Annotated in this window: 23 protein-coding genes; 9 read left to right on the top strand and 14 right to left on the bottom strand. The window is 69.1% G+C overall.

Annotated elements, in window-relative coordinates; all coding sequences use genetic code 11:
- Positions 1-18: 18 nt before the first annotated feature.
- A complete protein-coding gene (locus H5399_RS00360) occupies positions 19-189 on the top strand; it encodes a hypothetical protein (RefSeq protein WP_182781055.1) in 171 nt (56 codons plus the stop codon).
- 38 nt (positions 190-227) lie between these two features.
- Here the strand turns inward: H5399_RS00360 and H5399_RS00355 are convergent, their stop codons facing one another.
- The 8 genes from H5399_RS00355 to H5399_RS00320 form a co-directional block, all read right to left on the bottom strand.
- Complete coding sequence (locus tag H5399_RS00355; RefSeq protein WP_182781054.1) at positions 228-626, bottom strand: VOC family protein; 399 nt, start codon at positions 624-626, stop codon at positions 228-230.
- Positions 627-636: 10 nt separating this feature from the next.
- Positions 637-1,068 (bottom strand): helix-turn-helix domain-containing protein, encoded by a 432-nt coding sequence (locus tag H5399_RS00350; RefSeq protein WP_182781053.1) that lies wholly within the window; start codon positions 1,066-1,068, stop codon positions 637-639.
- Between the two features lie 118 nt (positions 1,069-1,186).
- The gene (locus tag H5399_RS00345) at positions 1,187-2,032 is read right to left on the bottom strand and encodes an HAD-IIB family hydrolase (protein WP_182781052.1); all 846 of its coding nucleotides are present in this window, start codon (positions 2,030-2,032) and stop codon (positions 1,187-1,189) included.
- Positions 2,033-2,167: 135 nt separating this feature from the next.
- A complete protein-coding gene (locus tag H5399_RS00340) occupies positions 2,168-3,655 on the bottom strand; it encodes an HNH endonuclease signature motif containing protein (protein ID WP_182781051.1) in 1,488 nt (495 codons plus the stop codon).
- 207 nt (positions 3,656-3,862) lie between these two features.
- Complete coding sequence (locus H5399_RS00335) at positions 3,863-5,134, bottom strand: anaerobic glycerol-3-phosphate dehydrogenase subunit C (RefSeq protein ID WP_182781050.1); 1,272 nt, start codon at positions 5,132-5,134, stop codon at positions 3,863-3,865.
- Positions 5,131-6,375, bottom strand: a complete 1,245-nt coding sequence (gene glpB / locus H5399_RS00330; protein WP_182781049.1) for a glycerol-3-phosphate dehydrogenase subunit GlpB — start codon at positions 6,373-6,375, stop codon at positions 5,131-5,133. The genes H5399_RS00335 and glpB overlap by 4 nt, the downstream gene beginning before the upstream one ends.
- Positions 6,372-7,949, bottom strand: coding sequence for an anaerobic glycerol-3-phosphate dehydrogenase subunit GlpA (gene glpA / locus H5399_RS00325; RefSeq protein WP_182781048.1), 1,578 nt, complete (start codon positions 7,947-7,949; stop codon positions 6,372-6,374). The genes glpB and glpA overlap by 4 nt, the downstream gene beginning before the upstream one ends.
- 375 nt (positions 7,950-8,324) lie before the next feature.
- Positions 8,325-9,338, bottom strand: a complete 1,014-nt coding sequence (locus tag H5399_RS00320; RefSeq protein WP_182781047.1) for a LacI family DNA-binding transcriptional regulator — start codon at positions 9,336-9,338, stop codon at positions 8,325-8,327.
- A gap of 158 nt (positions 9,339-9,496) precedes the next feature.
- On the opposite strand from H5399_RS00320, the gene H5399_RS00315 reads away from it, so the two are divergent.
- From H5399_RS00315 to H5399_RS00295, 5 genes are all read left to right on the top strand, one after another.
- Positions 9,497-11,020 carry a sugar ABC transporter ATP-binding protein gene (locus tag H5399_RS00315; protein ID WP_182781046.1) on the top strand — a complete coding sequence of 508 codons (1,524 nt, stop codon included), beginning with the start codon at positions 9,497-9,499 and terminating at the stop codon, positions 11,018-11,020.
- A complete protein-coding gene (locus tag H5399_RS00310; protein WP_182781045.1) occupies positions 11,020-12,051 on the top strand; it encodes an ABC transporter permease in 1,032 nt (343 codons plus the stop codon). Before H5399_RS00315 ends, H5399_RS00310 begins: the two co-directional genes overlap by 1 nt.
- The gene (locus tag H5399_RS00305) at positions 12,051-13,118 is read left to right on the top strand and encodes an ABC transporter permease (protein ID WP_182781044.1); all 1,068 of its coding nucleotides are present in this window, start codon (positions 12,051-12,053) and stop codon (positions 13,116-13,118) included. Before H5399_RS00310 ends, H5399_RS00305 begins: the two co-directional genes overlap by 1 nt.
- Before the next feature lie 51 nt (positions 13,119-13,169).
- A complete protein-coding gene (gene rhaS, locus H5399_RS00300; RefSeq protein WP_182781043.1) occupies positions 13,170-14,234 on the top strand; it encodes a rhamnose ABC transporter substrate-binding protein in 1,065 nt (354 codons plus the stop codon).
- Between the two features lie 1,091 nt (positions 14,235-15,325).
- The gene (locus H5399_RS00295) at positions 15,326-15,685 is read left to right on the top strand and encodes a hypothetical protein (RefSeq protein ID WP_182781042.1); all 360 of its coding nucleotides are present in this window, start codon (positions 15,326-15,328) and stop codon (positions 15,683-15,685) included.
- Between the two features lie 52 nt (positions 15,686-15,737).
- On the opposite strand, the gene H5399_RS00290 is transcribed toward H5399_RS00295, so the two are convergent.
- Positions 15,738-16,304, bottom strand: a complete 567-nt coding sequence (locus H5399_RS00290; protein WP_182781041.1) for an FAD-binding protein — start codon at positions 16,302-16,304, stop codon at positions 15,738-15,740.
- Positions 16,305-16,546: 242 nt separating this feature from the next.
- Between H5399_RS00290 and H5399_RS00285 the strand changes: the two genes are divergently transcribed.
- The 3 genes from H5399_RS00285 (at position 16,547) to H5399_RS00275 (ending at position 18,909) form a co-directional block, all read left to right on the top strand.
- Entirely contained in the window at positions 16,547-17,548 is a 1,002-nt protein-coding gene (locus H5399_RS00285; RefSeq protein ID WP_182781040.1) for a TerC family protein, read from the top strand.
- 145 nt (positions 17,549-17,693) lie between these two features.
- A complete protein-coding gene (locus tag H5399_RS00280; RefSeq protein ID WP_182781039.1) occupies positions 17,694-18,680 on the top strand; it encodes an SPFH domain-containing protein in 987 nt (328 codons plus the stop codon).
- Positions 18,681-18,708: 28 nt separating this feature from the next.
- Positions 18,709-18,909: a hypothetical protein gene (locus H5399_RS00275; RefSeq protein ID WP_255421928.1), complete on the top strand. Its 201-nt coding sequence runs from the start codon at positions 18,709-18,711 to the stop codon at positions 18,907-18,909.
- Between the two features lie 17 nt (positions 18,910-18,926).
- Here the strand turns inward: H5399_RS00275 and H5399_RS00270 are convergent, their stop codons facing one another.
- The 5 genes from H5399_RS00270 to H5399_RS00250 form a co-directional block, all read right to left on the bottom strand.
- Positions 18,927-19,847, bottom strand: a complete 921-nt coding sequence (locus H5399_RS00270) for a hypothetical protein (RefSeq protein ID WP_182781038.1) — start codon at positions 19,845-19,847, stop codon at positions 18,927-18,929.
- A 105-nt stretch (positions 19,848-19,952) separates the two neighbouring features.
- A complete protein-coding gene (locus H5399_RS00265; RefSeq protein ID WP_182781037.1) occupies positions 19,953-21,737 on the bottom strand; it encodes an alpha-amylase family glycosyl hydrolase in 1,785 nt (594 codons plus the stop codon).
- Positions 21,738-21,849: 112 nt separating this feature from the next.
- Complete coding sequence (locus H5399_RS00260) at positions 21,850-22,581, bottom strand: 5'-nucleotidase (protein WP_370585681.1); 732 nt, start codon at positions 22,579-22,581, stop codon at positions 21,850-21,852.
- 115 nt (positions 22,582-22,696) lie between these two features.
- Positions 22,697-23,362: a metallophosphoesterase gene (locus H5399_RS18370; protein ID WP_370585649.1), complete on the bottom strand. Its 666-nt coding sequence runs from the start codon at positions 23,360-23,362 to the stop codon at positions 22,697-22,699.
- A gap of 23 nt (positions 23,363-23,385) precedes the next feature.
- Positions 23,386-23,976 carry a DUF6518 family protein gene (locus H5399_RS00250; RefSeq protein WP_182781035.1) on the bottom strand — a complete coding sequence of 197 codons (591 nt, stop codon included), beginning with the start codon at positions 23,974-23,976 and terminating at the stop codon, positions 23,386-23,388.
- Between the last annotated feature and the right edge of the window lie 59 nt (positions 23,977-24,035).

Here is a 24,035-nt window from a genome sequence, read left to right as displayed (position 1 = left end):
GGTGTCAGGATGATGATCATGAGCATCGCCGACACCACCCACCCGACGATCGCGCGACCCGGCACTGTCCACCTCGTGGGCGGAGGGCGCGACGAGAGCGCCGTCGTCGCGCTCGTTCAACGCTTCGTCGCGGAGGCGTCCGACCTCCAGCACGACGACTTGCCTCGTGCAGCTGAGTGGCGGATCTAGTTTCGACTACGGCACCAGATCCACCTCCTAGGGAGGGGTCACGCCTGGTCGACGCGCACGAGGTTCCCGGACGGGTCGCGGAAGGCGCAGTCCCGGACCCCCCACGGCTGGTCCGCGACCTCGGAGACAATCTCGGCTCCGGCCTCCGTGGCCTTGGCGAAGACGGCGTCGACGTCGGAGGAGCTGAAGTGCGCCGCGTTCATGCCGCCCTTCGCGACGAGGGCCCGGATCACCTCGATGTCCTCCGGCGAGCCGTCCACGTAGTTCGACAGCACGATCCCGACGTCGGGCTGCGTCGGCGAGCCGACGGTGATCCAGCGGAACTCACCTTGGGGCACGTCCATGCGCACCTCGAGGCCGAGCACGTCGCGGTAGAAGGCGAGGGCGGCATCCGGGTCGTTGACGGTGATGAATGAGGTCGAGAGCTTGATGTCCATGCCCGCAACGCTAGACCGGCCGCGGGCTAGGCGCTTCTCCATTCCTGCTCGGTCTGGTGGCGAGCCGGGCCACGCAACTGGGCACCCCGATCAGCGCCGAATGGTCTCCGGCCCGATAGGCGGTGGGTGTCCGCCCCACCAGCTGGGTGAACCGCGCACTGAATGACCCGAGCGACGTACAGCCCACGGCCAGGCACACCTCTGTGACGGTCAGGCCGCCACCGCGCAGCAGCCACTGGGCGCGCTCGATCCGACGGGTCATCAGGTAGGCATGCGGAGTCTCGCCATAAGCGGCCTTGAAGCGGCGCGTGAAATGCGCCGGGGACATGTAGGCCTCCGCGGCGATCGCGGCCACGTCGAGCGGTTCGGCGAAGCGTCGGTCCATCACGTCGCGCGCCCGGCGCAGCAACGCGAGCTCATCGAGGCGTGCGTCACGCGGCATGGTGGCATTCTACGTTTGGCCCGGCGTCGAGGGTGCCGTCTGAGCCGTGGGCGGCATCGTGGAAGGGAAGCGCTGGTCACGGCGCCGGGACCGGCCGAGGCTCGCGACCGCTGGCGCCTCAGAACAGCCCGAGGTCCGCGAAGAGCGTAGCCAGACCGCTATCCCTGGGGCCAGCAGCCACGCGGTCTGCTACCGCCAGGACGCGGGGATGGGCGCCTTCGATGGCGACGCCGACGCCGGCCTCGTCGATCATCTCGAGGTCGTTGAGCCCGTCGCCGACTGCGACGACTGTCGCGGGGTCCACGCCCAGCGACGACACGACCAGGCGCATCCCGACGGCCTTGTGCACGCCCACCAGGTAGAGCTCGCCGGCCGCGGAGCCCAGGTCCGGGATGGAGCTCGGAAGCGCAGCCACCTCGGGACCGATCAGCTCGGCCAACTCCGGGATAAGGGTGGGGGACTCGACGCAGGAGACCTTCCCGAACGAGGCGTCGGAGAGGTCATCGGTCATCCGCAGGTTGTCGAGGAGGTCGAAGGGCCGCGATTGCGCGGGGTCTTCTGAGCGAAGATGAGGCTCCAGGTGACGGGCCACGCGCACGTCGACACCAGGCGGGCCCCACAACCCCTCCGTCGCCTCCAGCAGGAACGCCACGTCGTGCTCGAGGAGAACCTCGACGGTGCGGGCGGCCACGGCTGGCGGGAACCGGACGTCGGCGAGCACCTGTCCGTCCACCTCGACGTAGGCGCCGGCCCCGCCGACGAACCCGTCGAACCCCGCCTCCAGGATCCGGGGCGGCACCATCGACTTCGGCCGACCGGTGCACAGGAACACCAGGTGGCCGGCCGCGCGCGCCCTGCGCACCGCCGTCGCATGAGCTGGGGGAACCTCGCCGTGGTCGGCGTAGGTGCCGTCGATGTCGAGGAACACGGCGCGGCGGCCGGGTGAGCCCGATGTAGGAGCCATGGGGCTGACTGTACCGGCGAAGGCGGAAGGTCGGCTCACCGTCGTGACTTGATCGACCGCGTTGCGGGTCAGCGGCTGAGCCGACGCGGAGCCCGATCCAAGTCCAAACCACCCTCCCGCACGCGGTTCATGCACTCAGGCCGCGTCAGTGCCCCAGGCAGTGGCGCTGCGGATGAGCTCGTCGAGGGCCGGTCCGTGGTGGTCGGGCAGGCTGCACGTGTCCGGGTCCGGCGGCTCCAGATCCCAGTCGGGCGGATCCGGGGGGTCATGGTCCCACTCATGCCGGTCGGGCTCCAGTGGGCATAGTGCTCCCCCGACCAGCGGTGCCAGTTGTTGAAGGCGGTGGCGCTGATGCTGCCGTGGTCGGCGGGCGGGGTCGATGTGCCGCGGTGGGGTGAACCACGGCAGGCCGGTCACTTGGTCGATGTGCACCTGCCACTGGGATTCTGCGGACTGCAGCGGATCGGGTTCGACAAGGCGATGGTGGTGGGGGCAGAGCAGAACGCCGTTGGCCAGGCAGGTGTCCCCGCCGGCCCACCAGGAAATGATGTGATGCGCCTGACACGGCGCCGGTGGGGCGGTGCAGCCGGGGAACACGCACCCTTGATCCCGCTGCACGATCGCCGCGCGCAGGGCGGGGGTGAACAGGCGATGGGTCCGGCCCACGTCCAGCGGCCGGGAGGTGGTGCCCAGCACCATGGGGATCAGGTCCGCGTCGCACGCCAGGCGCCGCGCCTCGCTGGCCGACAGCCCGTCGACCACGCCGCCGCCGAGCAGTGTCACATCGCCGAGGCCGGTGACCAGGGTGTCGTAGTCCAGGGTGATGTGGACGTGGGGGCGGTCCACCCCGTGCGAGGGCAGCGTGCCGTGACCCGCGGCATGCTGAGTCAGGAGCACCAGGGCATCGGCGCGTCGGGCGCCACGGCTCGGCGCCTCCCCGGTGTCCGTGTACTTCGACGCCGGAGGCATCAACGCATCCAGTTGAGCTGACAACAGGGCGGCGTCGGCGACAGGGAGCTGGCCCGTGATCCGCATCGACCCGTGATGATCCGGCGCCAGATGCAGGAACCGGTCCCGATGCGCGGTGCGCTCCTCCCGCGCCAGACGCGTCGCGTCGTCGGCGTCGGCGCGGTCCGGGTCGATCACCTCCGTCAGGCGCGACGCCAGGATCCGCAACTCGCTGGGGCCGAGGGTGTCGACGTGGGCCAGGATCAACTCCTGACACTCCACCAACTCGCCGCGGGTCAGGCGGGAGGGGAGCTTCTTCAACCCGGCCACGATCGCCTCGGCCTGCGGCAGAGAGACCACACCCTGACTCAACGCGGCGGCGATCAACCCGAACCGGTCCCCCAAATCCGTGGCGAGACGCAATGCGGCGGTGGCCTGCGAAGGCGTGGTGCGCACCGACTGCCGCACCCCCTCCACCACCCGGTCCGCCGCGGACAGCCTGGCCTCGTGGAGCAGGTGCAGCCTGAGCCCAGCGAGTTGGGCTTCGAACTCACCGATCGAGTCCACCAGAGCCGCCAGACGCTCCACCGCCACCGCGTCCGAACCGAGCGCGGCGGCGGCGTCCCACAGGGCGGCGAGGTACCGCTGTCCCAGGTCCACCACCGTCTCGCTCATGTGAATCATTCTGGCAACGACCACCGACAAAAACGGGCCCAGAAAGCCCGCCATGCAAGAAATTCTTGAACCAATTTCTGGGCCTTCTCCGCGCAGCTCGACCACGCGCGGAGGCATCGCTCGCAGAGGTCAACAGCCCTTGTCAGAGCGAGGTCGCGTCGGCTTCAGGTTGAGGAGTGGGGCAGGGATCCAAACCGGGCGCAAGGGTCAGCGGGTGACCACCCCGCCCAACCCGTAGGCGCGGTGCACCAGCACGATCGGGTGGACCGTCTCGACGCCGCTCGACTTCTCGATCTGCCACCGGCACGTTTCCGTGTCGCACGCGGCGAGGCCGTCGTTGTTGGCCTGCACCATGTCGAACAACGGCTGGCCGACTGCCTGCGCGATCTCGTACTTCTCCTTCTTCAACCCATACGTGCCGGCGATCCCGCAGCAGGTGACATTGCTGTCGATGACCTCGAGCCCGGGGATGAGCCGCAGCAGATCCGACGCCGGGGTTCCGATGCCCTGGCTCTTCAGCTGGCACGGCGCGTGGTACGGCAGGCGCATGTTGACCGGGTGGAAGTCCGTCGGCAGCTCGCCCGCCTCGTAGAGCTCCATGAGGAACTCGGAGATCTCCCGGATTCGCGTGCCGACGTCCAGCAGTTCGGGGTCGTGGATGCCAAGGATCTGGTGCGCCTCGTGCTTGAGCATGCCGGTGCAGCTGCCCGCGGTGCTGATGATCGTCAGGTCAGTGCCCGGGGTGCGAAGCTGGTCGACGAGCCTCCGGACCGACGCGCTGGCAGCCTCGAACAGGCCGTTGCTCTGCTCGGCCAGGCCGCAGCAGCCCTGCTGGGGCACGATCACTTCGTAGCCCAGGTGCTCCAGCACCTCGATGGCCTTCTTTGCCGCGTCCACTTCGAAGTAGCCGCCGGCGCAGCCGTGGAAGTAGACCAGGGCGCCGCGGGTGGCGGGCTTGGTCCGTGCGGGCCGCTTCTTCAGCCACTTGTGCAGGGATTCGCCTCGGGCGGTGGGCATGGGGGCGTCGCGGTGGACGCCCACCACCTTCTCCATGGCGTAGCGCGCCGCCTTGTTGCCCAGCACGGCGTTCGCGATGGGCGCGATGGGGGTCATGGCCTTGCCCATCAGCACCGTCTGCGTGATCATCTTGTCGCGCACCGGCACGCCCTCTTCGGCCTTCATCACGGCGCGTGCCAGGGAGTTGAGTTCGGCCACGTTGACACCCTGGGGGCAGACGACCGAACAGGTGCCACAGCTGGAGCAGTAGTCGACGGAGTGGTCCACCGACTCGTCGTCGCGGAACCGTTCCGCCTGGGGCCCCACGAACTTGGGGCCCGAGAACAGCGGCGTGACCGCGGAGACCGGGCACGAGGTCTCGCAGATGGTGCACTTGACGCACATGTCCAGGCTCATCCGCTGCAGCTCGTTGTTGAGCCGCTCCCGCAGGGCCTTGGCCCGCTCGTCGCGCTTCTCGCTCATCGTGCACCTCCGGTGATGTGATCGGCGGCCCGGACGGCCGTGGCGACGGCGATCCCGTCGCCTGACTTGTCGCGCCAGCGCTCGGCGCCGGCGATGATGCCGCCCGCGACGAACAGGTTGGGGTGGACGGCGGTGCCGGCGGCGTCGACCGGTCTGCCGGCGTCGTCGGTGCGGACTCCCACTTCGAACAGGGCCTGCGGGCCCCAGTAGACCGAGGGGATCAGCGGGGTCGCGTCCGTTGCCGTCAGCGGGAGCCCGAACACGGGCTCGGTGATCGCGCCGAACGAGTCGACGTCGAGTGCGCCGCTCTCGAAGCCGCCCGGTGCGAACACGAACGAGGCGGCCTTCAGGTGGCGGGGCCCGCCGGCCGCGGCCAGCGTGACCGAGGCCACGCCGTCGCCGCCAGGGGTGAAGCCGACGATGCGGCTGCCCTGCACGAATCGCACGCCCGCGGCGCGCACCATCGCCAGCAGCGCGTCATAGAGCCGCAGGCCCGGCACCGACGGCGGGGGCAGGGGGATCTCGCAGATGTCGCGGCCGAGCTGGTCAGCGACCTGCCGCCACACGTCGCGGCGCTTGATGCCGAGCACGGCGGGCAGCGCGACCACGTCGGCCTTCCCCGCGACAGCCGCGACCGCCGTCGCGAACGCGGCGGCGAAGGACTGATCGTCCATCGCTCGGGCGTAGGTGAGCGGGGTGGGGTCCGCCTCACCCTTCCGCGCGGGGAGGTTGATCCAGGCTGAGTGCGCGCTCAGGGCGCCGCCGTCGGGGGCCTTCGAGCGGGCGAGGTTGCCGGCGATGAGGTCCGCCGGGAAGTCCTTGAGCTGCCGCACGCCGACGACGGCGTAACTCTTACCGCCCACCGCGTCCCCCGCGACCATCGACGGCTGGGCCAGCGCCGTCGGGCGCACGGCGCCGACCGCCGTCGGCAGGTGATAGTTGCGCGCCGGATCGCCCACGAGCAGGTTCGGGCCGAGCTCCTCGGCGAGCCAGGACACGCCCGCGGCCACGGCGTCGGCGCCGATCGAGGCATACGGGTGCTCACTGGAGACGGCCGCCACCGCATCCAGCGGTGCGGTGACCCGCTCCGGTGTGTAGCCGAGGATGTCGACGGTGCCCTGGGACAGCTGGAGCCCGCCGGGCCCCTTCGTGGTCAGGGTGACGGACTTCCCGGCGCGGGCAAGCCGCAGCGCGGCGGTGAGGCCGGCAAGTCCGGCCCCGATGACGACGACGTCGCTCATCGCACGATCTCCTCTTCAGGCTGGGGCAGGTGCTCGACGTCGAGCGTTCCGGCGAAGATCCAGTGGTCCAGGGCGGTCTGGCGCACCTGTTGGCCGTACAGGATGGGCCAGATGCCGATCCACCGGTGTTTGAGGAACAGGCGAAGCAGCCCGGAGGCGGGCTCCGCGTCGATCGCCTTCTCCGAGCAGGCCAGTCCGGCGGCGCGAGCGGCGCAGAACCCGCCCTGACAAGGACCCATGCCGAGACGCAGTTGGCGGCGCAGGTCGTCGAGGGTGGCGTCGGGCTGTTCCTTGAGGAGCCGCACGAACATGGAGCGGTTCATCAGCTCGCACTCGCAGATGATCTGGTCGTCCAGGCGGTCCTTCTCGCGGTCCTCGAGGCGGTGCGTGACGGTGTAGAGCTTGCGGTCCTCGCTGCCGGGGATGACCTCGTCGGCGGTGGTGCAGGGCCGCTCCTCGCCGAGTTGCCGGTTCATGGCGTCGACGATGTGCTCGGCCATCAGCCGGTAGGTGGTGAGCTTCCCGCCGCCGATGGTGAGCATGCCGTTCAGGCCGTCGGTCTGGGAGTGGTCGATGACGGCCATGCCGCGGCTCATGTGGCGGGTGTCCTCCACCGAGACCCGCTTGTCCTTGATCAGCGGCCGCGACCCGGACCAGGCGTGCAGGGCGCGCGCCTTGCGGAAGCCGGGGATCATCGCCTCGCCGGCGTCCAGCATCTGCTGCACCTCGGCACGCGGGATCGGCAGGTGGTCGGGGTCCGTCTCGTGGATGTCCGTGGTGCCGATGATGGAGACGGTGTGCACAGGGACGAGGATGTCGCCGTCGGTGGGGTAGACGCAGCGGTTGATGACGGTGTTCACCAGGCGGTGGTTCATCGCGATCATGATGCCGCGGCCGGGGACGACCGCGACCGGCTCGGCGCCGGCCATCTCCGCGATCTGTCCCGCCCACGGCCCGGCGCAGTTGAGGACGAAGGTGCAGTTGATGCGGACGTCCTCGCCGCCCTTCTCGTCGCGGCAGATCACGGCCGCCACACGGTCGCCGTCGCGCTCGATCTTCGTCACCCGGTGGTACGTGAGCACCTTCGCGCCGTGCGCCTCCGCCGAGCGGGCGGCGCCCCAGACGAGCTGCCAGCCGTCGACGGAGCCGTCGGCCACCTCGATGGCGCGCTGGATGTGGGGGTCGAGGCGGGGCTCGCGGCGGAGCGCCTCCTTGACCGAGATCTCGGTGGCTGGGACGCCCGTGGCTTTGGCCCCGGCCAGGAACTTGTCGGCGTAGGCCGGGTCGTCGCCGGCGAGGGTGACGAAGAAACCGCCGGTGTCCTCGACCGCGCTGGCCTGGATGCGGCGCAGGATCGCGTTCTCCTCGGCGCACTCGGTGGCCGATCCCGGGTCGCTGACGACGTATCGCCCGCCGGAGTGCAGCAGACCGTGGAACCGGCCGGTGGTGCCCTGGCCGAGGTCGACGCGTTCGACGAGCACCGCGCGGTATCCGCGCATCGCGGCGTCGCGGACGACGCCCAGCCCTGTCGAGCCGCCTCCGATGACGACGACGTCGGTGTCGAGACGCTTCATTGTGTCCCCTCCTTGGGCCCCTGCTGTGGTGTCTACCATCTTCCCCCGGGAGGGGCCCCGGCAAGGGGCATTGAGCCGCATTCGTGCAGCGGGAAGGTCGCGGGGCCAACCTATTGTGCACGCATCGATCATCTCCGAGGTGCTGCCCGGCGGTGCGGTTCGGGATGGACGCACCACGGGCCTCCCCACGCACTCAGCTCCGTAACGGTGCCCGACGGCGCGTCTCGGTCCGCCCGCCGGGGGCGCGGGTCTGCAACTTGCTATCCATAGAGCGGTTTGTGTGTATATGCGCAGAAGCCGCTCTATGGATAGCAAGTTGCAGCCTGGTCCTGGCGACGGCGAAGGTGTACGCGTCACAAAGGCGATCCCGGCGACTCAGGAGCGACGGCCGGTGGAGCGCCGCACGATCAACTCCGGCTGGAAGACCGTCTGCCGGGGGATCAGCTCCGGGTCCGCCGCCTCCTCGAGCAGGATCCGCAGCGCCGTCCTGCCGATCATCGCGCTCGGTTGCCGCATCGACGTCAGGGGCACCGCCGCCGCGGCCGCGAAGGTGATGTCGTCGAAGCCCACCAACGCGATCTCCTCCGGCACCCGCATCCGGCCGTCCTCCACCAGCGCCTGGAGGACGCCGAGCGCCACCAGGTCGTTGGCCGCGAAGACCGCGTCCGGCCTGTCCCTCGGCGGCCGCGACAGAATCCGCAGGCCCGCGGCCGCGCCCTCCGCGACACTCATCGCCGCCGTCGGGATCACCTCGATCTCGACGCCACCGGCGTTCTCCGCCGCGACCCTCGCGCCCGCGAGCCGGTCGGTCACCTCGTGCAGCTCGAAGGGGCCACCGACGAACGCGATCCTTCGTCGGCCCCCGGCGATGAGGTGTTCCACCGCCATCCGGCCGCCGGCGATGCTGTCTGCCGAGATGGAACTGAACAGGTTCTGGCCCGAGTAGCGGCCGACGAGCACCGCGGGCATCCCTCGCCTCCGGAGCTTCTCCAGCCGGCTGAACACCTCCCCGAACGGCGCGATGAGCAGGCCGCGCACCTGGTGCTCCTCGAACAGGTCGATGTACATGCGTTCCCGTGCGGGGTCCTCGGCGGTGTCGCCGAAGAGGATCGCGATGCCGTGCTGGGTGGCCTCGTCGCCGGCCCCCCGGACCACGTCGTTGTAGAACGGGTTCTGCCCGTCCATGACGACGAAGCCGACGGTGCCGCTGATGCCCTGCCTGAGTTTCCGGGCTGCCTCGTTGCGGACGTAGCCCAGCTCGTCGATGGCCTGCTGGACGCGCAGGACCGCGTCCGCGGACACCACGTCGGGCCGGTTGAGCACGTTGGAGACGGTGCCGACCGACACCCCGGCGCGCCGCGCCACGTCCCGAATGCTCACGGCTGCCATGCCCCGGTGCCTCCCTCTCTAACGAATCCGCATCATTTGTCTCCGGTGACTTGACCTGGCGGATCGCTGAAACATACTGTAACCATGAAACGACGTTGAATCGATTCAAAGGCGGCCCTCGGCGAGGAGGGCAACACACTCAAAGAGGAGAACCGCTAGTGACGGATACGGTACCCGAACCGGCGACGACGCCGGCTCTAGAGCTGTCGAGGGTAGTGAAATCCTTCGGCGCTGTCGTCGCGCTCCGCTCGGGCAGCCTGAGCCTGGAGAAGGGCTCCATCCACGCCCTCATCGGCGAGAACGGGGCCGGCAAGTCCACGCTCGTCAAGATCGTCGCCGGGCTCTACCGTCGCGACGCTGGGGAGTTCCGCCTCGAAGGGGAGCCGGTGGACTTCCACAGCACCGCCCAGTCCAAGGCAGCGGGCATCGCGGTGATCTACCAGGAGCCGACGCTGTTTCCGGACCTCTCGGTCACCGAGAACATCTTCATGGGGCGCCAGCCCGTCGGTCGCTTCGGACGCATCGACCGCAAGGCCATGCGCGACGAGGCCACGCAGATCTTCGAGCGCCTCGGCGTCCGCATCGATCCCGACCGGCTCACCGAGGGCCTGTCCATCGCGGACCAGCAGATCATCGAGATCGCCAAGGCCATCTCCCTGGACGCCCGCGTGCTGATCATGGACGAGCCGACGGCGGCGCTCAGCGGGGTCGAGGTGGAACGGCTGTTCGCCGTCGCCCGAAGCCTCCGCGACGAGGGCCGCGCGCTCGTGTTCATCTCCCACCGCTTCGACGAGGTGTTCGAGCTCTGCGACACCGTCACGGTCATGCGCGACGGCTCCTACATCGACACCATGCCCATCGCGGACACCTCCGTCGACGAACTGGTGCACCTGATGGTGGGCCGCGACGTCACCGAGATGTTCCCCAAGCTGCCGGCCGACATCGGCGAGGACATCCTCGTCGTCAAGGGACTCACCCAGAAGGGCGTCTTCAACGACATCTCCTTCACCGTGCGCTCCGGCGAGATCGTCGGCCTCGCCGGGCTCGTCGGCGCAGGCCGCAGCGAGGTGGTCCGCGCCATCTTCGGCGTCGACCCCTACCAGTCCGGATCGGTCACCGTCAGCGGCCAGGCGCTGCCCAAGGGCAACCCGAAGGCCGCGATGGCGCAGGGCATCGCGCTCGTGCCGGAGGACCGCCGCAAGCAGGGACAGGTCCTGGACCAGTCCGTCGCCCTCAACCTCACGCTCGCCATCCGGCAGCGGCTGGCGAAGGGCGGCCTCATCTGGGGCGCGCTGGAGAACGCGAGCGCCAAGGTGTGGGCCAGCCGGCTCGAGGTCAAGACGGCGGCTCTGGACGCCGAGGCCGGCACCCTCTCCGGCGGCAACCAGCAGAAGGTCGTCCTGGCAAAGTGGCTGGCCACCACGCCACGGGTGCTGATCGTCGACGAGCCCACCCGCGGCATCGACGTCGGCACCAAGGCCGAGGTGCACCGGCTCATTTCACAACTCGCCCAGGAGGGGCTCGCAATCCTGATGATTTCTTCCGAACTACCAGAAGTGCTCGGCATGGCCGACCGCGTCCTGGTGATGCGCGCTGGTCGCATCACCGGCGAGTTCGACCGTGCCGACGCCACCCCCGAGGCCGTGATGTTCGCCGCGACGGCCGACGAGGAGGTCGCGTGATGACCGCGGCAACCGCAACGCTGCCGAGGCGTTCCGTGCTGGACGTGGCCGGCCACATCCTCAAGGCCCGCGAGACCGGCATCGTCATCGCGCTGATCCTCATCGTGATCGCCGCGACCGCCGTCAACCCGAGCTTCATCTTCTCCTCCGACGGCTTCCGCGACCTCCTGCTCACCCCGTCGCTGCTCATGGTGGTGGCGATCGGCCAGGCCGTGGTGATCATCACCCGCAACGTGGACCTGTCCGTCGGCTCCGTCGTCGGCCTCACCGCCTACATGACCGGCCGCCTGTTCATCGACATCGAAGGCATCCACCCAGGGCTCGTCTTCCTCGCCGGCATCGCGCTCGGCGGGCTCCTCGGCCTGATCAACGGAGCGCTGGTGGCGTTCGCGAAGGTGCCGGCCCTGGTCATCACGCTTGGCACCATGTACATCTACCGCGGCATCAACGTGGCCTGGACCGGCAGTGACCGGATCAACGCCTCAGACATGCCCGCGTCCTTCCGCGATCTCGGCACCCAGATCGTGCTCGGGATCCCGCTGTTGACCATCCTGGCGGTCTTCGTGCTGGTGGTCACCGCCTGGTACCTGCGCAACCTGCGCAGCGGCCGGGAGCTCTACGCCATCGGCTCAGATCCCGACGCCGCCCACCTCTACGGCCTGCGCGTCACCCGGCGGATCCTCTCGGCGTTCATCCTGTCGGGAGCGCTCGCCGGCCTGGCCGGGGTGCTGTTCGCTGCCCGCTACGGCACCGTCAGCTCCAACGCCGGCACCGGCTGGGAGCTCCAGGCCATCGGTGCCGCCGTCATCGGTGGCGTCGCGATGTCCGGCGGCGTCGGCACGGTGTGGGGCGCTGCCTTCGGCGCCTACCTGCTGCTCACCATCAACCGGGCCCTGCCGATCATCGGCATCCAGGACTTCTGGCAGCGCGCAGTGGTGGGCATCCTCATCATCGGCGCCATCATCCTGGACCGCGTCCTCGCCGTCCGTCAGCATCGACGACTCGTCGCGGCGAGGGAAGGAGTGAAGTGATGAGCACCGCCACGGCCCTCACCGACAATCCCGCGAGGGAGTACAAGTCCTACCAGCACCCGCTTTGGCGCCGGATCATCGCCACCCGCGAAACCGCAATCATCGCTCTGCTCGCCATCGTCGTCGTCGTATCGACGCTGACGGTGCCCAACTTCGACAGCCCTCTCACCCTCACCTTCCTCATCCGCGAGATCGCGCCCATCCTGCTGATCGCCCTGCCGATGACGCTCATCATCGTCACCGAGGAGATCGACCTCTCGGTGGCCAGCATCCTCGGCCTGGCGAGCGTCGTCACCGGGCTCGGCGTGCAGGCGGGCTGGCCGCTGCCGGTTGCCGGGCTCGTGGCCATCCTCGTCGGGACGCTCGCGGGCGCCATCAACGGCGGGCTGATCACCTTCGTCGGGCTGCCGTCGCTGGCCGTGACCATCGGCACGCTCGCGCTGTTCCGAGGGATCGCGGTGGGCCTGCTCGGCACGACGGCGATCAGCGAGTTCCCCGACTACTGGACGGACCTCATCCGGGCGAACATCCCCGGCACGTCGATGCCGGTGATCATCATCCCGTTCCTCGTGCTCGCGCTCATCTTCGCGGTGCTGCTGCACTTCACCCCCTTCGGCCGCTCCCTCTACACGATCGGCCTCAACAAGGAGGTGGCCGCCTTCTCCGGCATCGACGTGGTCCGCACCAAGTTCTGGCTGTTCGTCATGAGCGGGGCGGTCTCCGGCTTCGCCGGGGTGTACTTCACACTTCTCTACAACAACGCCCGAGGCGACAACGCCATCGGCATGGAGCTCCTGATCATCGCCTCGGTCCTCCTGGGCGGGGTGTCGATCTTCGGAGGTCGCGGGGCGCTGCACGGCGTGATCGCCGGCGTGTTCCTCATCGGGACGATGTCCAGCGCACTGCGCCTGGCGGGAGTCACGAGCGACATCATCAACGTCATCACCGGCATCGTCCTCATCCTGTCGGTGGTGTCTGCAAGCTTCCTCGGCTGGATCCGGACCAAGCGGGTCGCGGCCATCGGAAGAAAGAAGGGACAGGCGGGCGCCACCGGCGCCGCAGCCTGAAAAGAGACGAAAGACCACCGGTCCAACGACGGGCCAAGAAAGGAAACTGCAATGTTCATCAAGGGACGCAAGACCGGGCGCTTCGGCCTCGGCCTCGTCGCGATTGCCGCATCCGCGGCACTCGCGCTGGCAGGCTGCTCGGACCCGGGCACCGAGGGTTCAGCTGACCCCACCGCAACCAGCGGTGGCGGCGACGCCGGGGGCAGCGTCAGCGTGACGTTCCTGCCCAAGAACCTGGGCAACCCCTACTTCGACACCTCCAACGCCGGCGGCGCTGAGGCAGTCGAAGAGTTCGGCGGCACGTTCGAGGAGGTCGGCCCGACGGAGGCATCGCCCACCGCGCAGGTGCCGTTCATCCAGACCGCGGCCCAGCAGGGCGTCGGCGCGCTCGTCGTGTCCGCCAACGATCCCGAGGCCATCTGTGACGCCCTCAACGAGGCGCGCGACGCCGGCGTGAAGATCGTCACCTTCGACTCCGACACCAACCCGGAGTGCCGCGACCTGTTCATCAACCAGGCCACCGCAGAGGGCATCGCGAAGGTCCAGGTGGATCTGATCACCGAGCAGATCGGCGACGCGGGCCAGATCGCCGTGCTGTCGGCCTCGGCCAACGCGACGAACCAGAACGCGTGGATCGAGATGATGGAGGCCGAGCTCGCGGCCAACCACCCCGACGTCGAGCTCGTCGAGGTCGCCTACGGCGATGACGACGATCAGATGTCCTTCGACAAGACCGCCGCTCTGCTCCAGACCTACCCGGAGCTCAAGGGCATCGTGTCCCCGACCACCGTCGGTATCGCCGCTGCGGCGCGCTACCTGTCGACGTCGGACTACAAGGGCAAGGTCATGCTGACCGGTCTCGGCACCCCGAACCAGATGCGTGAATACGTCGAGGACGGCACCGTCGAAGCGTTCGCGCTGTGGAACCCTGCCGATCTCGGCTACCTGGCCGCCTTCGCCGCTCAGGCTCTCGTCAACGGTGACATCACCGGCGCTGAGGGCGACGAGTTCGAGGCCGGCAAGCTGGGCTCCTACACCGTCGGTGAGGGCGCCTCGGTGCTGCTCGGCGAGCCGTACGTGTTCAACGGCGACAACATCGCGGACTTCGACTTCTGAGTTCCGCACCAACCAGGCAAGGCGCCGTCCGGGGTTGACCCGGGCGGCGCTTCGTCGTGTGTGGTGTCGACGCTATGTAGTTCCCTGAGGAGCGTCGTCCGCGGGGCGTGTGCCGTCCCTGCCGCTCCCTGAGGAGGCGCGCCGCCGAAGGCGCGGGTGCAGTCCCTGCCGCTCCCTGAGGAGGCGCGCCGCCGAAGGCGCGGGTGCCGTCTCGAAGGGTCGTGACTACCACTTTCACGCAGTTCTTGTGGTCGGGTGCGGTGAGCCGTGAGTCGATGCCCGGGCGGCCGTTGTCCACGCTCCGGAGGTCGTCGCGGCCGGGGTCTGTGGTCGGGTTGCTAGGCCGCCCGGGCATCGTCTCCCGTCTCCCCGCACTCGTCTGGCTTGTGGCGTTGTCTGTCCCGGGTGTGGGCCGGCAGGGCGGCGTTGGGGGTGGGTCTGCTTGGGCGGGATGCCAGTTGGGTGATCGTCGGGTTGGGCACCGCTGCGCAGTGCCGCCCTGACGTCCCCCACCCTCGCTGTCAGGTCCGAGTTCTCGACCCTTCGAGACTCCCGCGGTCGCTTCGCGACGCGGGATCCTCAGGGACCGAACTGTCGCTCCCTGAGGAGGGCCGCCCGCGGAGCGGCAGGGACCGAGCTTTCGCTCCCTGAGGAGGGCCGCCCGCGGAGCGGCGCGGCTCGTCTCGAAGGGTCGTGACTACTGCCGTCACGCGGATCTCGTCGTCGTTGCGGGATCTTCAGGGACCGAGCTTCGCTCCCTGAGGAGGGCCGCCCGCGGAGCGGCGTGGGCCGTCTCGAAGGGTCGTGACTGCAACCTGGCGAGCAATCCAGATCCGCTGAGGGCGATGCCCTGCACCCGTGGGCCGATCGTGGCGATGGCCGCATTGTGGACGGACAGCCCCCGACCCATCGCCCAGCCCCCTCTGCTGATCTGACGGAGGTGACCACCAGTCGTGTCGCGGCAGGCGAGTTGTCCACAGAAAGGGGCATGCCGGGGAAGTCCGCGGTGCGAATCCGAATAAGAGTGTGCACGTGGGAGCACGAACCGGCGACGGCCGACGAGTGAGGATGCACACCAGAAGGGACACCCCATGACCGATGACACACACGAAATCGCCGAGCTGCTGGACGAGGCCTGCCATCTGATGATGCATGACGACTCCATCCCCGGCATGTCGCAGCTGGGGGTGGTGGCCTGCTGGACGTTGGCGGCGTCCCTGGCCGTGGGGAGGCCGGTTGCTGCGCTCCGGTTTCCCGCGACGGCCGTCCGCTGCTTCGCCTGGGCCGCCTATCGAGTCTCGAGGTGGGACCCGCGGCGGCTCACGGACGATGAGCTGTTCTTCGCGATGATGGTGCGCGACGTGGACCTGGACATCGCCCGACGCCAGCCATCGAGGGCCGAAGAGCCGTTGGTGATCGGGGCCCCACGCATCGACCTCGCCTGGAACTGACCTGCCACTTCCCGGCGTGCACGACACGCCGTCGCGATGTCCTCCCGAGCCCCTATGTGGGGTTCGGGGCCGGGTCCGACGGCGTTTCGTGCACGGCGGGCAGCGCCAACGCGGCCGCCCGCACCTCAGCCAGCGGCACGCGCGCCCCCACCGCGACACTCAAGGCTCCCGCGAGCACCCCGTCGACGATCGGGGCGCTGAAGTCCCCCTGCTTGAACAGGAACGCCACGTCGAGGAGCTCGTATCGGTGGCCGCCGTCGTCGAGCGGCTCCTGGAAGCGTGAACCCCCGTCCACGAACGCGCACTCGACGGCGGGGAACGTGCGCTGAGCATCCGCCACCCGGTCCCAGGTCCGGACGGAGGCGACGGTGTCCGCGACCGCCTGACCATACGCAGCGGAGTTCGCCCGGACGACGTCGGCCACCGTTCCCGGGATCCCCGACAACGCCTCGACGCCCATCCACCCCTCGGCGACGGCGCGTTCGACGAGCCCGTCCCAGCTCTCGTCGGCGGCCACCGTCACCTGGACCCCGCCGCAGAAGGCGAGGTCGTCGACATCGCAGGCCGAGTCGTCGATGACGAACCCGGCGATGGGCAGGGAGGTCTGCAGAGAACTCATCCCCCCATTGCACGCCGCCGCGACCCTCAACTCAAGGCCCCGCGACACTCGGCTCTGGGCCGGGACGGCATTGCACGGAAAGACGCCCTTGAACAAACCTTCAACATAGGCTTCAATAGTGCCCACGGAGGGGAGTATCCCCCAGGCGCCTCGTCGTCATTACGGTCCGCCATCGGGCCCGGCGAGCCGGTCTTCGGACCGGGAGAGACCTCCGATCGACTGACTCGATCGGAAGGTTCATCATGGACGTCTCACTCTGGGTGTGGGTCGGCGTCATCGCCGTCATCCTCGCCATGCTCGCCGTGGACCTCGTCGCCCACCGCGACGCCCACGTCATCAAAGTCCGCGAGGCCGCGGCCTGGAGCGCCGTCTGGGTGGCGCTCGGCGTCGGCTTCGGGGCGCTGCTCTGGTGGTGGCAGGGGCCCGAGATCGGTCAGCAGTACTTCGCCGGCTACCTCATCGAGAAGTCGCTGGCCGTCGACAACGTGTTCGTCTGGGCCGTCATCTTCAGCTACTTCGCGGTGCCGCCGCAGTTCCAGCACCGCGTCCTTTTCCTCGGCGTGCTCGGCGCGCTGGTCCTCCGCGGCGCGTTCATCGCCGTCGGCGCCGTCCTGATCGAGAACTTCACCTGGATCCTGTACGTCTTCGCCGCCTTCCTCCTCTACACGGGCTGGCGGATGATCCGGCAGCGCGACGAGCACCTTGACCCCGAGCAGTCGGCGGTGCTGCGCCTGTTCCGCCGCTTCGTGCCGATGACCGACGCCTACTACGGCCAGCGCCTCCTGATCCGCAAGGGCGGCGTGCTACTCGCCACGCCCCTGCTGGCGGTGCTGGTGCTGATCGAGGCCACCGACGTGGTGTTCGCCGTCGACTCCATCCCCGCGATCTTCGCCGTCACCAGCGAGCCGTTCATCGTGTTCACGGCCAACGCGTTCGCGATCCTCGGCCTCCGCGCCATGTACTTCCTCCTGGCCGACCTCATGCACCGCTTCGTCTACCTCAAGATCGGCCTGGCGCTGGTGCTGATCTGGGTGGGCATCAAGATGGCGCTCAAGATCGACGTGTTCTACATCCCCACCGCGATCTCGCTGGCGGTGATCGCGACGATCCTCACCGTCTCCGTGGTCGCCAGCCTCCGGGCCACCCGCGGCCTTGCCCCCGCGCCCGCCGTCGAGGGCAGCGGGCCGTTCCGGATGGCCACCGACGACGAGTTGGCTGAGCTCGAGGGGGCCCGCACCCGCTAAGGCCTTGAGCCGGACACGACCCTCCGCGGGAGTCGTGTCCGGCTCAGCCGTGTCCCCCGGCCAGGGCGGCGGAGGAGGGGCCTTGCCCAGAGCCTTCAGAATGTGATATCACTTAGATATCGAAATTTTCGCGGAAGGACGCACCATGAGCACCCCCCACATCCCAGATCCCTCAACAGACCTCGAGGGCGACTCGCTCGGCGGCGCACCGTCGGGCCGTCCGGTGGGCCGGGAGGGCGCACGGGTGGACATCGAGGAGCGCAAGGCCTGGTACGTCGACGGCCTGCTCGCCTTCTTCGTGGCCCTCGTCATCGGCGCCCTCGCCACCTGGCAGGGCGTCCTCGCGGGCATCCAGCTGGAGAACAACGACGGCGGCGGCTGGCGGATGTTCCTCTCCATGCTGGCGTTCCTGCTCTCCATGGTGATGTTCTCCTCGCTGACCATCATCAGCCCCGGAGACACCAAGGTCATCCAGTTCTTCGGCCGCTACATCGGCACCATCCGCAAGGCCGGCCTGCTCATGACCGTGCCGTTCACCACCAAGAAGAAGGTCTCGGTCAAGGTCCGCAACTTCGAGACCAACGAGCTGAAGGTCAACGACGCCGACGGCAACCCCGTCAACATCGCCGCCATCGTCGTGTGGCAGGTGGCCGACACCGCCAAGTCCGTGTTCGCCGTCGAGCAGTACGACGAGTTCGTGGCCGTGCAGTCCGAGTCGGCCCTGCGCCACGTGGCCACCACCCACCCCTACGACAATGGCGAGGCCGGCGAGGAGACCCTTCGCGGCTCGACGGAGCTCGTCGCCCGGGAGCTGGCCGACGAGGTGGCCGCACGGATCGCCATCGCTGGCCTCGAGGTGGTGGAGACCCGCATCTCCTCGCTGGCCTACGCGCCGGAGATCGCCCAGGCGATGCTGCAGCGGCAGCAGGCCTCCGCCATCATCGCGGCCCGCGAGAAGATCGTCGAGGGCGCGGTGACCATGGTGCAGAAGGCGCTGGAACGCCTCGAGCGCGACGACGTGGTCACCCTCGACGACGAGCGCAAGGCCGCCATGGTGTCGAACCTGCTGGTGGTCCTCACCAGCGATTCGCGGGTGACCCCCGTCGTCAACACCGGCTCGCTGTACACCTGAGTAGCGGCGCGACGGCAGGGGGCAGGTCATGATGGCCGAACGCAAGGCGGTGCTGCTCAGGCTCGACCCCGCCGTCCACGACGCGCTGGCGCGGTGGGCCGCCGACGACCTGCGCTCGGTCAACGCGCAGATCGAGCTCCTGCTGCGTGACGCGCTCAAGAGGGCGGGTCGGTCTCCGAAGGATGCCGGCCCGCTGCCTCAGCGGGGTCGGCCCCCGAAGGAGTCGTGAGCCTTCGTGGCTCGCGGTCAGCGAGCCGACGGCACCCCGTGCGCGGCGAGCAGGTCTGCCACCGCGTCCGGGGAGGTGAGGACAGCCTGAGTGATCACGGTCCTGTGGCACGTGAGCACCAGCTCCGTGAAGCTCGGCGGCGAGGTCTTCTCGGGCCTGCGGATCTCGAAGGACGTCATTCTCCGGAACGGGACCCGGGTCACGTTGTAGGCGTAGTTGGAGCGGCGGAAGAGCGGCTCGACGGTCCTGTTGCGGTTGATGATCACCAGATCTTCGGATGACGCGAGGATCATCGCCCCAGCCGAGCGGCGCCGGCGGCCCCGCTCGTTGAGGCAGGACTGGCCGGGCTCGTCGACGTGGATCGGCTGGACGCGCTCGGTGGCGCCGGTGTTGAGGGCCAGCAACAGTGAGCCGAAGAAGTGGTACTTGGGCGGCGCAGTCGAGGAGGTCACGACGGGGGCCGCCGGCTGCTTGAGGTCGCCTGGCCCGTGGGACAGGACGTAGCGGTCCACCTCCGCGATCGTCGGGTGCGACACGGCGTTGTACTCGACGTCCAGCGCGCCTCCGTCGGCGAGGAGCAGCGTCCATCTGGCCACCAGGAGGTTGGTGTGGAGGATGGTGGCGACGACGTCGTTGCGCGGCGCCTCGCGGCTGGTGACGTCTGTCGGTCCTGCCCGCAGTACGCGCACCTTGTCGGGGAAGACGGCGATCACCGATTCGTACAGGTCCATCCCGGGGTGAACCTTGGCGCGATCGATGGGGCGCGGCACCTTGAGGAGGTATCGGGCGCCTTCAAGGTCGGGCCACCATCGGCTGAACCGGCGGGGAAGGTCTGCCGGGTCCTTGACCTCGGCGATCCAGGGCCCGAAGGCGTCGTACTCGCGCAGATCGTCGGGATCTGCCGCCGCTCGCCAGGTCGGGATTTTGGCAGCCATCATCGGAGTCTCCCAGGTGCGCGACGGTGGGGTCGTCGTCGGCCCGTCCCGAGGCGCGGTACCCCGACGACTCTACCTTCGCCAGTTCACGCGGGCCACCCCCAGTGGTCAGGCGTCCTGGCTGTAGATGAGCACCGAGTACGGGCCCACCGAGATGTTCGAGTGCGCCCCCATCCCGTCCTCGTCCTCCTCGAACGCCGTGACGTCGAAGGAGTCGTGATCGCCGAAGAGCGAGCTGTAGAGCTTCGCGTCGCTGTTGAACCGCAGCTTCCACAGCCCGCCGTGCGGCATCCCGATCCGGTAGTCGGTGTAGGTGTTGGTGCTGAGGTTGACCACCACCACGACGTCGTCGCCCGCCCCGTGGTCCATCCAGCGCTGGAAGACGATGACGTTGTCCTCCTCGTTGACGTGGTAGACGTTCAGCCCGCGCCCGGTCAGTCCGCGGGTGACGCCGCCCCGGTTGAGGCGCAGGTCGATGAGCGTCTTGTACAGCTTCGTGATCCCCTCGAACCGCTTGATCCGGTCCCAGTCCAAGGGGTCGTCGTCGGAGAACCAGCCGCCCTCCAGCGCCTCCTGGCCCTGGAAGATCATCGGGATGCCGGGGCTGGTCATCACCAGTGCGCCGCCGACGGTGGAGCGCTTCTGCGCGAACCAGCCGTCGGCATTCTCCGGGTCGATCTCGTGCGGGACGCGCGCGGAGCCGTTGGCCACCTCGTCGTGGGATTCGGTGTAGACGACGCGGCGGAACGGGTCGCCGTCGTAGTTGTGGGAGATCGCCTCCGCGATGGAAGACAGCGACCGCTCCTCGTCGGTCATCGCCGTGATGGCGTGCCGCACGGGGTGCACGAATTCGGCGTCCCACTGGGCGTGGAAGCCGGCGCCGTGGTCCTCGGTGCCGACGATGCGGTCGTGGCCGTGGAGGTCCTCGGCGATCGAGATGCGGCCGGGGTACTGGCTGCGCAGGGAGTCGGTGATCCAGCGCATCAGCCCGAACCCCTCCTCCAGTTCGAACCCGCCGCCGTGGACGCTGCGCATATAGGGCGTCATGTCGAGGCGCAGGCCGTCGACGTGGTACTCGCGCAGCCACATCATGGCGTTGTCGTGGATGAAGCGGCGCACCTCCTCGCGGCCGTAGTCAGGCCGGGTGTCACCCCACGGGGTGGAGGAGCGGTCGTCGTTGTAGAAGTAGATGCCGCCCTTGCCGTTCTCGACCCAACCGTCGAACTGCCAGAGATCCAGGTCCGAGGGGCCGAAGTGGTTGTAGACCACGTCGAGGATCACCGCGAAGCCGCGGGAGTGCGCGGTCTTGATCAGGGTCTTGAAGGCGTCCGGGCCGCCGTAGGCGCTCTCGACCGCGAAGATGTGAGCGGGGTTGTAGCCCCAGGACTGGTCCCCGGCGAACTCGGCCACCGGCATGATCTGGAGCGTGTTGACGCCGAGCTCCTGGAGGTAGTCCAGCTGCTCGATGACGTCGTGGAAGCCACCGACGCCGTCGTCGGAGGGGGCGAAGGAGCCCACGTGCATCTCGTAGATGACCATCTGGTGATGCGGCGGGCAGTGGGCTGTCTCGCCTTCCCAGTCGTAGGCGGCGTGGTCGTAGATGACGCCGTTGCCCACGGAGTTGGTCACCTGCATGGCGTAGGGGTCGATCCGGTCGAGCTCCTGCTCACCGTTGGTGAGGTGGAACTTGTACTCCTGCCCTGCCGTGGCGCCCTCGACGAAGCCGTACCAGAAGCCGTTGCCCTCGTCGCCCAGTGGGTCGGCGGTGATGCTCCACTCGTTGAAGTCGCCGGTCACGGCCACGCTGTCGGCGTGGGGTGCCCAGACCCGGAACGCCACACCGCCGTCGGTGATGATCGCGCCCATCCCGGCCAGGGCTTCGCGTTCGGCCATGGAGTCCCCCTCTGTGTTTGTTGTGCGGCGATTCGAGTGTGCCCGATCGGGGGGCTGGCTGCCAGTACCTCCGGGAGTGTGGATTCTGGGACGGTAGACCGTCCCAGAATCCTCACCCTGCGAGGCCACCCTCCCCCCGACCCCGGCCGGGCCCACCAGTCCGGCCCCGGAGGGGCTGAATCTCGGGATTTCGGTGCTCGGGCGGAGGGAGGGGCCCGGTGTGGGCGATCAGCGAGGGCACGTCGGACACCCGGTGCCCGGCGAGGTACCGAGTCACGATCTCGGTGACGTCCACCGCCAGGCCACCCTCCCGGAGCACCTCCACGGCGCCCATCGCGTCCAGCGGCCCGACCTTCCCGGCGGCGGCGTCGTAGAAGTAGCCGGCAACCCGGTAGGTGGCCCCCACATCGAGCGGCTCCTCCGCCCCGCCATGGGCCCGTCGAACGGTCACCTCGGACGTCCGCTCCCCAGCAGACGCGTCGGGGTCGAGCCGGTAGCGCACCCCGGCCGTGGCGTGCAGCCAGCCGCCCTTCCACGCCCACGGGTCCGGGTTGAGGGCGCCGTCGGCCGAATTCTCGAGCAGCCTCCCGATCGCCGCCCCGGGCACGTCGCCCACGCCCACCTGGGCCCCGACGGGCAGGTAGTGGAACAGGTCCTCGAGGCGGATCGGGCCCGGGGCCACGTGGGTGCCGTACCGGAAGCCGCGAAGGTGCCCGATGTCCGCCCCGGCTTCCTCGCGGATCGCCTCGGCGATCAGATCGTGCGATGTGCCTGAGATCACCGCGGGGCGGGGGCCGTCGACGAAATCGCTGCGGTGGAGCGCCACCTCGGTGTGGCCAACCACCTCGTCGATCGGGCGGCTGAGCACGGTGCCGTTGATCGGATTCACGTGCGGCCGGAAGTCCGCGCCGCTGAGGAACGGGCGGCGAACGTCCTCGATGAGCGCCGCGACCTCCGGGTCAGGGTCGATGGACTCGTCGACCACGTGCAGTGTGTAGGACCAGTCGGTGATGCCGCCGTCCCCGACTGTGAGGTCCAGCACTCCCAGGCGGGTGCCGTCCTGCCCCACCTCGGACACCAGGGCCCCGGTGGCGGTCCGGACGATCTGGTGGGTCTCCTCGTGCATGTCGGAGGAGAGCACGACGTCGATGCCGGGGTTGTCCTCGGCGATCAGGATGTTCTTGGCGAGGCCGAACTCGGAGACCAGGACCACGATGTCCACACCTGCCGTCCGAAGGTCCGCGACATGGCCAGGGATCTCGTGGGCGTCGCCGCTGAAGCGGATTCCCTCCCGGTCCGCCGGATCCTGGCCCGAACAGTTCGAGGAAGCGCTCCTTCCCGTACAGGTAGTCCCAGTTGCCGGGGGCGAACACATCCGGGCCGAGGGCATCGACGACGTCGACCAGCGCCTGGCCCCGCGTGAACAGCGCCTCGGCGCTGCCCTGGATGGTGTCGCCTGTGTTGACCAGCAGGGCGTCGGGCCGCTCGGCGCGGAACCGTGCGACGAGGGTGGCCATTCGGGCGAGCCCACCTTCCAGCCGGCCGGTTCCGTCGCTGCGGACGTTCGGGCGGGGAACCAGATGCCCGTGCAGGTCGCCGATGTGGATGAAACGGATCTGTGCCATGGCACCACTGTGCAGCAGAGGGCTCAGGCCATGCCGTAGATCAGGAACAACACTCGCGCCCCCAGCACGGCGACGGCGAGGGCGGCGAGCCGGGCGCGCCAGGTTCGAAGCCGGGCGAGTGAGAGCCACACCAGCACCGCGACACCCACAGCCGCCTGCGCCCACCAGTAGGTCGACGGCGTGGTCTCCGCGATCCGACGCAGACCGTGGGCCGCCTCGCCCAGTGCGACGGCCGGGAACAGGCCCGCCGCCACGCCACGCAGGACCGGATCCCCGTGCCCCCGCAGCAACCAGACCGCCACGCCCATGGCCAGCCCGCTCACCACGCCGGCCACGCACCAGAACACCACCATCCGCATCCCGACGGGGTAGCCGCGGAGCATGGTGGTGGCGTAGTAACCGACCATCGCCAATGGTCCCGCAGCTGCGCCGAGCAGCGCGTGCGTCCACCAGGTGCCTCGACACGCCGCCGCCACCAGGGCTGCGAGTGCGACGACGGGTGTCGCGGAGTTGAACAGGGGGGCCAGTGCGTCGGGAGCGTAGGTCTGCCCGAACGACATGACCACGCCCGCGGTGAGCGAGCCGGCCAACGCGATGGGGAGACACCTGTGCATGGCCGTCATGCTAGGCGGGCACGGGTGTCATCAACACGCTCAACCGGCCCAACCCAGGG

Source organism: Tessaracoccus sp. MC1627 (assembly GCF_014164725.1).
In the GTDB taxonomy this organism is placed as follows: domain Bacteria; phylum Actinomycetota; class Actinomycetes; order Propionibacteriales; family Propionibacteriaceae; genus Arachnia.
This window is presented reverse-complemented; position numbering and strand designations above follow the sequence as displayed.

Excerpts from the sequence above, each read along its gene's own strand:
- H5399_RS00275 (WP_255421928.1), top strand. The coding sequence starts at position 18,709 with ATGATGGCCGAACGCAAGGCGGTGCTGCTCAGGCTCGACCCCGCCGTC.
- H5399_RS00270 (WP_182781038.1), bottom strand. The coding sequence starts at position 19,847 with ATGATGGCTGCCAAAATCCCGACCTGGCGAGCGGCGGCAGATCCCGAC.
- H5399_RS00250 (WP_182781035.1), bottom strand. The coding sequence starts at position 23,976 with ATGCACAGGTGTCTCCCCATCGCGTTGGCCGGCTCGCTCACCGCGGGC.
- H5399_RS00360 (WP_182781055.1), top strand. The coding sequence starts at position 19 with ATGAGCATCGCCGACACCACCCACCCGACGATCGCGCGACCCGGCACT.
- H5399_RS00280 (WP_182781039.1), top strand. The coding sequence starts at position 17,694 with ATGAGCACCCCCCACATCCCAGATCCCTCAACAGACCTCGAGGGCGAC.
- H5399_RS00345 (WP_182781052.1), bottom strand. The coding sequence starts at position 2,032 with ATGGCTCCTACATCGGGCTCACCCGGCCGCCGCGCCGTGTTCCTCGAC.
- H5399_RS00265 (WP_182781037.1), bottom strand. The coding sequence starts at position 21,737 with ATGGCCGAACGCGAAGCCCTGGCCGGGATGGGCGCGATCATCACCGAC.
- H5399_RS00310 (WP_182781045.1), top strand. The coding sequence starts at position 11,020 with ATGACCGCGGCAACCGCAACGCTGCCGAGGCGTTCCGTGCTGGACGTG.
- glpA (WP_182781048.1), bottom strand. The coding sequence starts at position 7,949 with ATGAAGCGTCTCGACACCGACGTCGTCGTCATCGGAGGCGGCTCGACA.
- H5399_RS00335 (WP_182781050.1), bottom strand. The coding sequence starts at position 5,134 with ATGAGCGAGAAGCGCGACGAGCGGGCCAAGGCCCTGCGGGAGCGGCTC.
- H5399_RS00320 (WP_182781047.1), bottom strand. The coding sequence starts at position 9,338 with ATGGCAGCCGTGAGCATTCGGGACGTGGCGCGGCGCGCCGGGGTGTCG.
- H5399_RS00290 (WP_182781041.1), bottom strand. The coding sequence starts at position 16,304 with ATGAGTTCTCTGCAGACCTCCCTGCCCATCGCCGGGTTCGTCATCGAC.
- rhaS (WP_182781043.1), top strand. The coding sequence starts at position 13,170 with ATGTTCATCAAGGGACGCAAGACCGGGCGCTTCGGCCTCGGCCTCGTC.
- H5399_RS18370 (WP_370585649.1), bottom strand. The coding sequence starts at position 23,362 with ATGGCACAGATCCGTTTCATCCACATCGGCGACCTGCACGGGCATCTG.
- H5399_RS00340 (WP_182781051.1), bottom strand. The coding sequence starts at position 3,655 with ATGAGCGAGACGGTGGTGGACCTGGGACAGCGGTACCTCGCCGCCCTG.
- H5399_RS00350 (WP_182781053.1), bottom strand. The coding sequence starts at position 1,068 with ATGCCGCGTGACGCACGCCTCGATGAGCTCGCGTTGCTGCGCCGGGCG.
- H5399_RS00285 (WP_182781040.1), top strand. The coding sequence starts at position 16,547 with ATGGACGTCTCACTCTGGGTGTGGGTCGGCGTCATCGCCGTCATCCTC.
- H5399_RS00305 (WP_182781044.1), top strand. The coding sequence starts at position 12,051 with ATGAGCACCGCCACGGCCCTCACCGACAATCCCGCGAGGGAGTACAAG.
- H5399_RS00355 (WP_182781054.1), bottom strand. The coding sequence starts at position 626 with ATGGACATCAAGCTCTCGACCTCATTCATCACCGTCAACGACCCGGAT.
- glpB (WP_182781049.1), bottom strand. The coding sequence starts at position 6,375 with ATGAGCGACGTCGTCGTCATCGGGGCCGGACTTGCCGGCCTCACCGCC.
- H5399_RS00295 (WP_182781042.1), top strand. The coding sequence starts at position 15,326 with ATGACCGATGACACACACGAAATCGCCGAGCTGCTGGACGAGGCCTGC.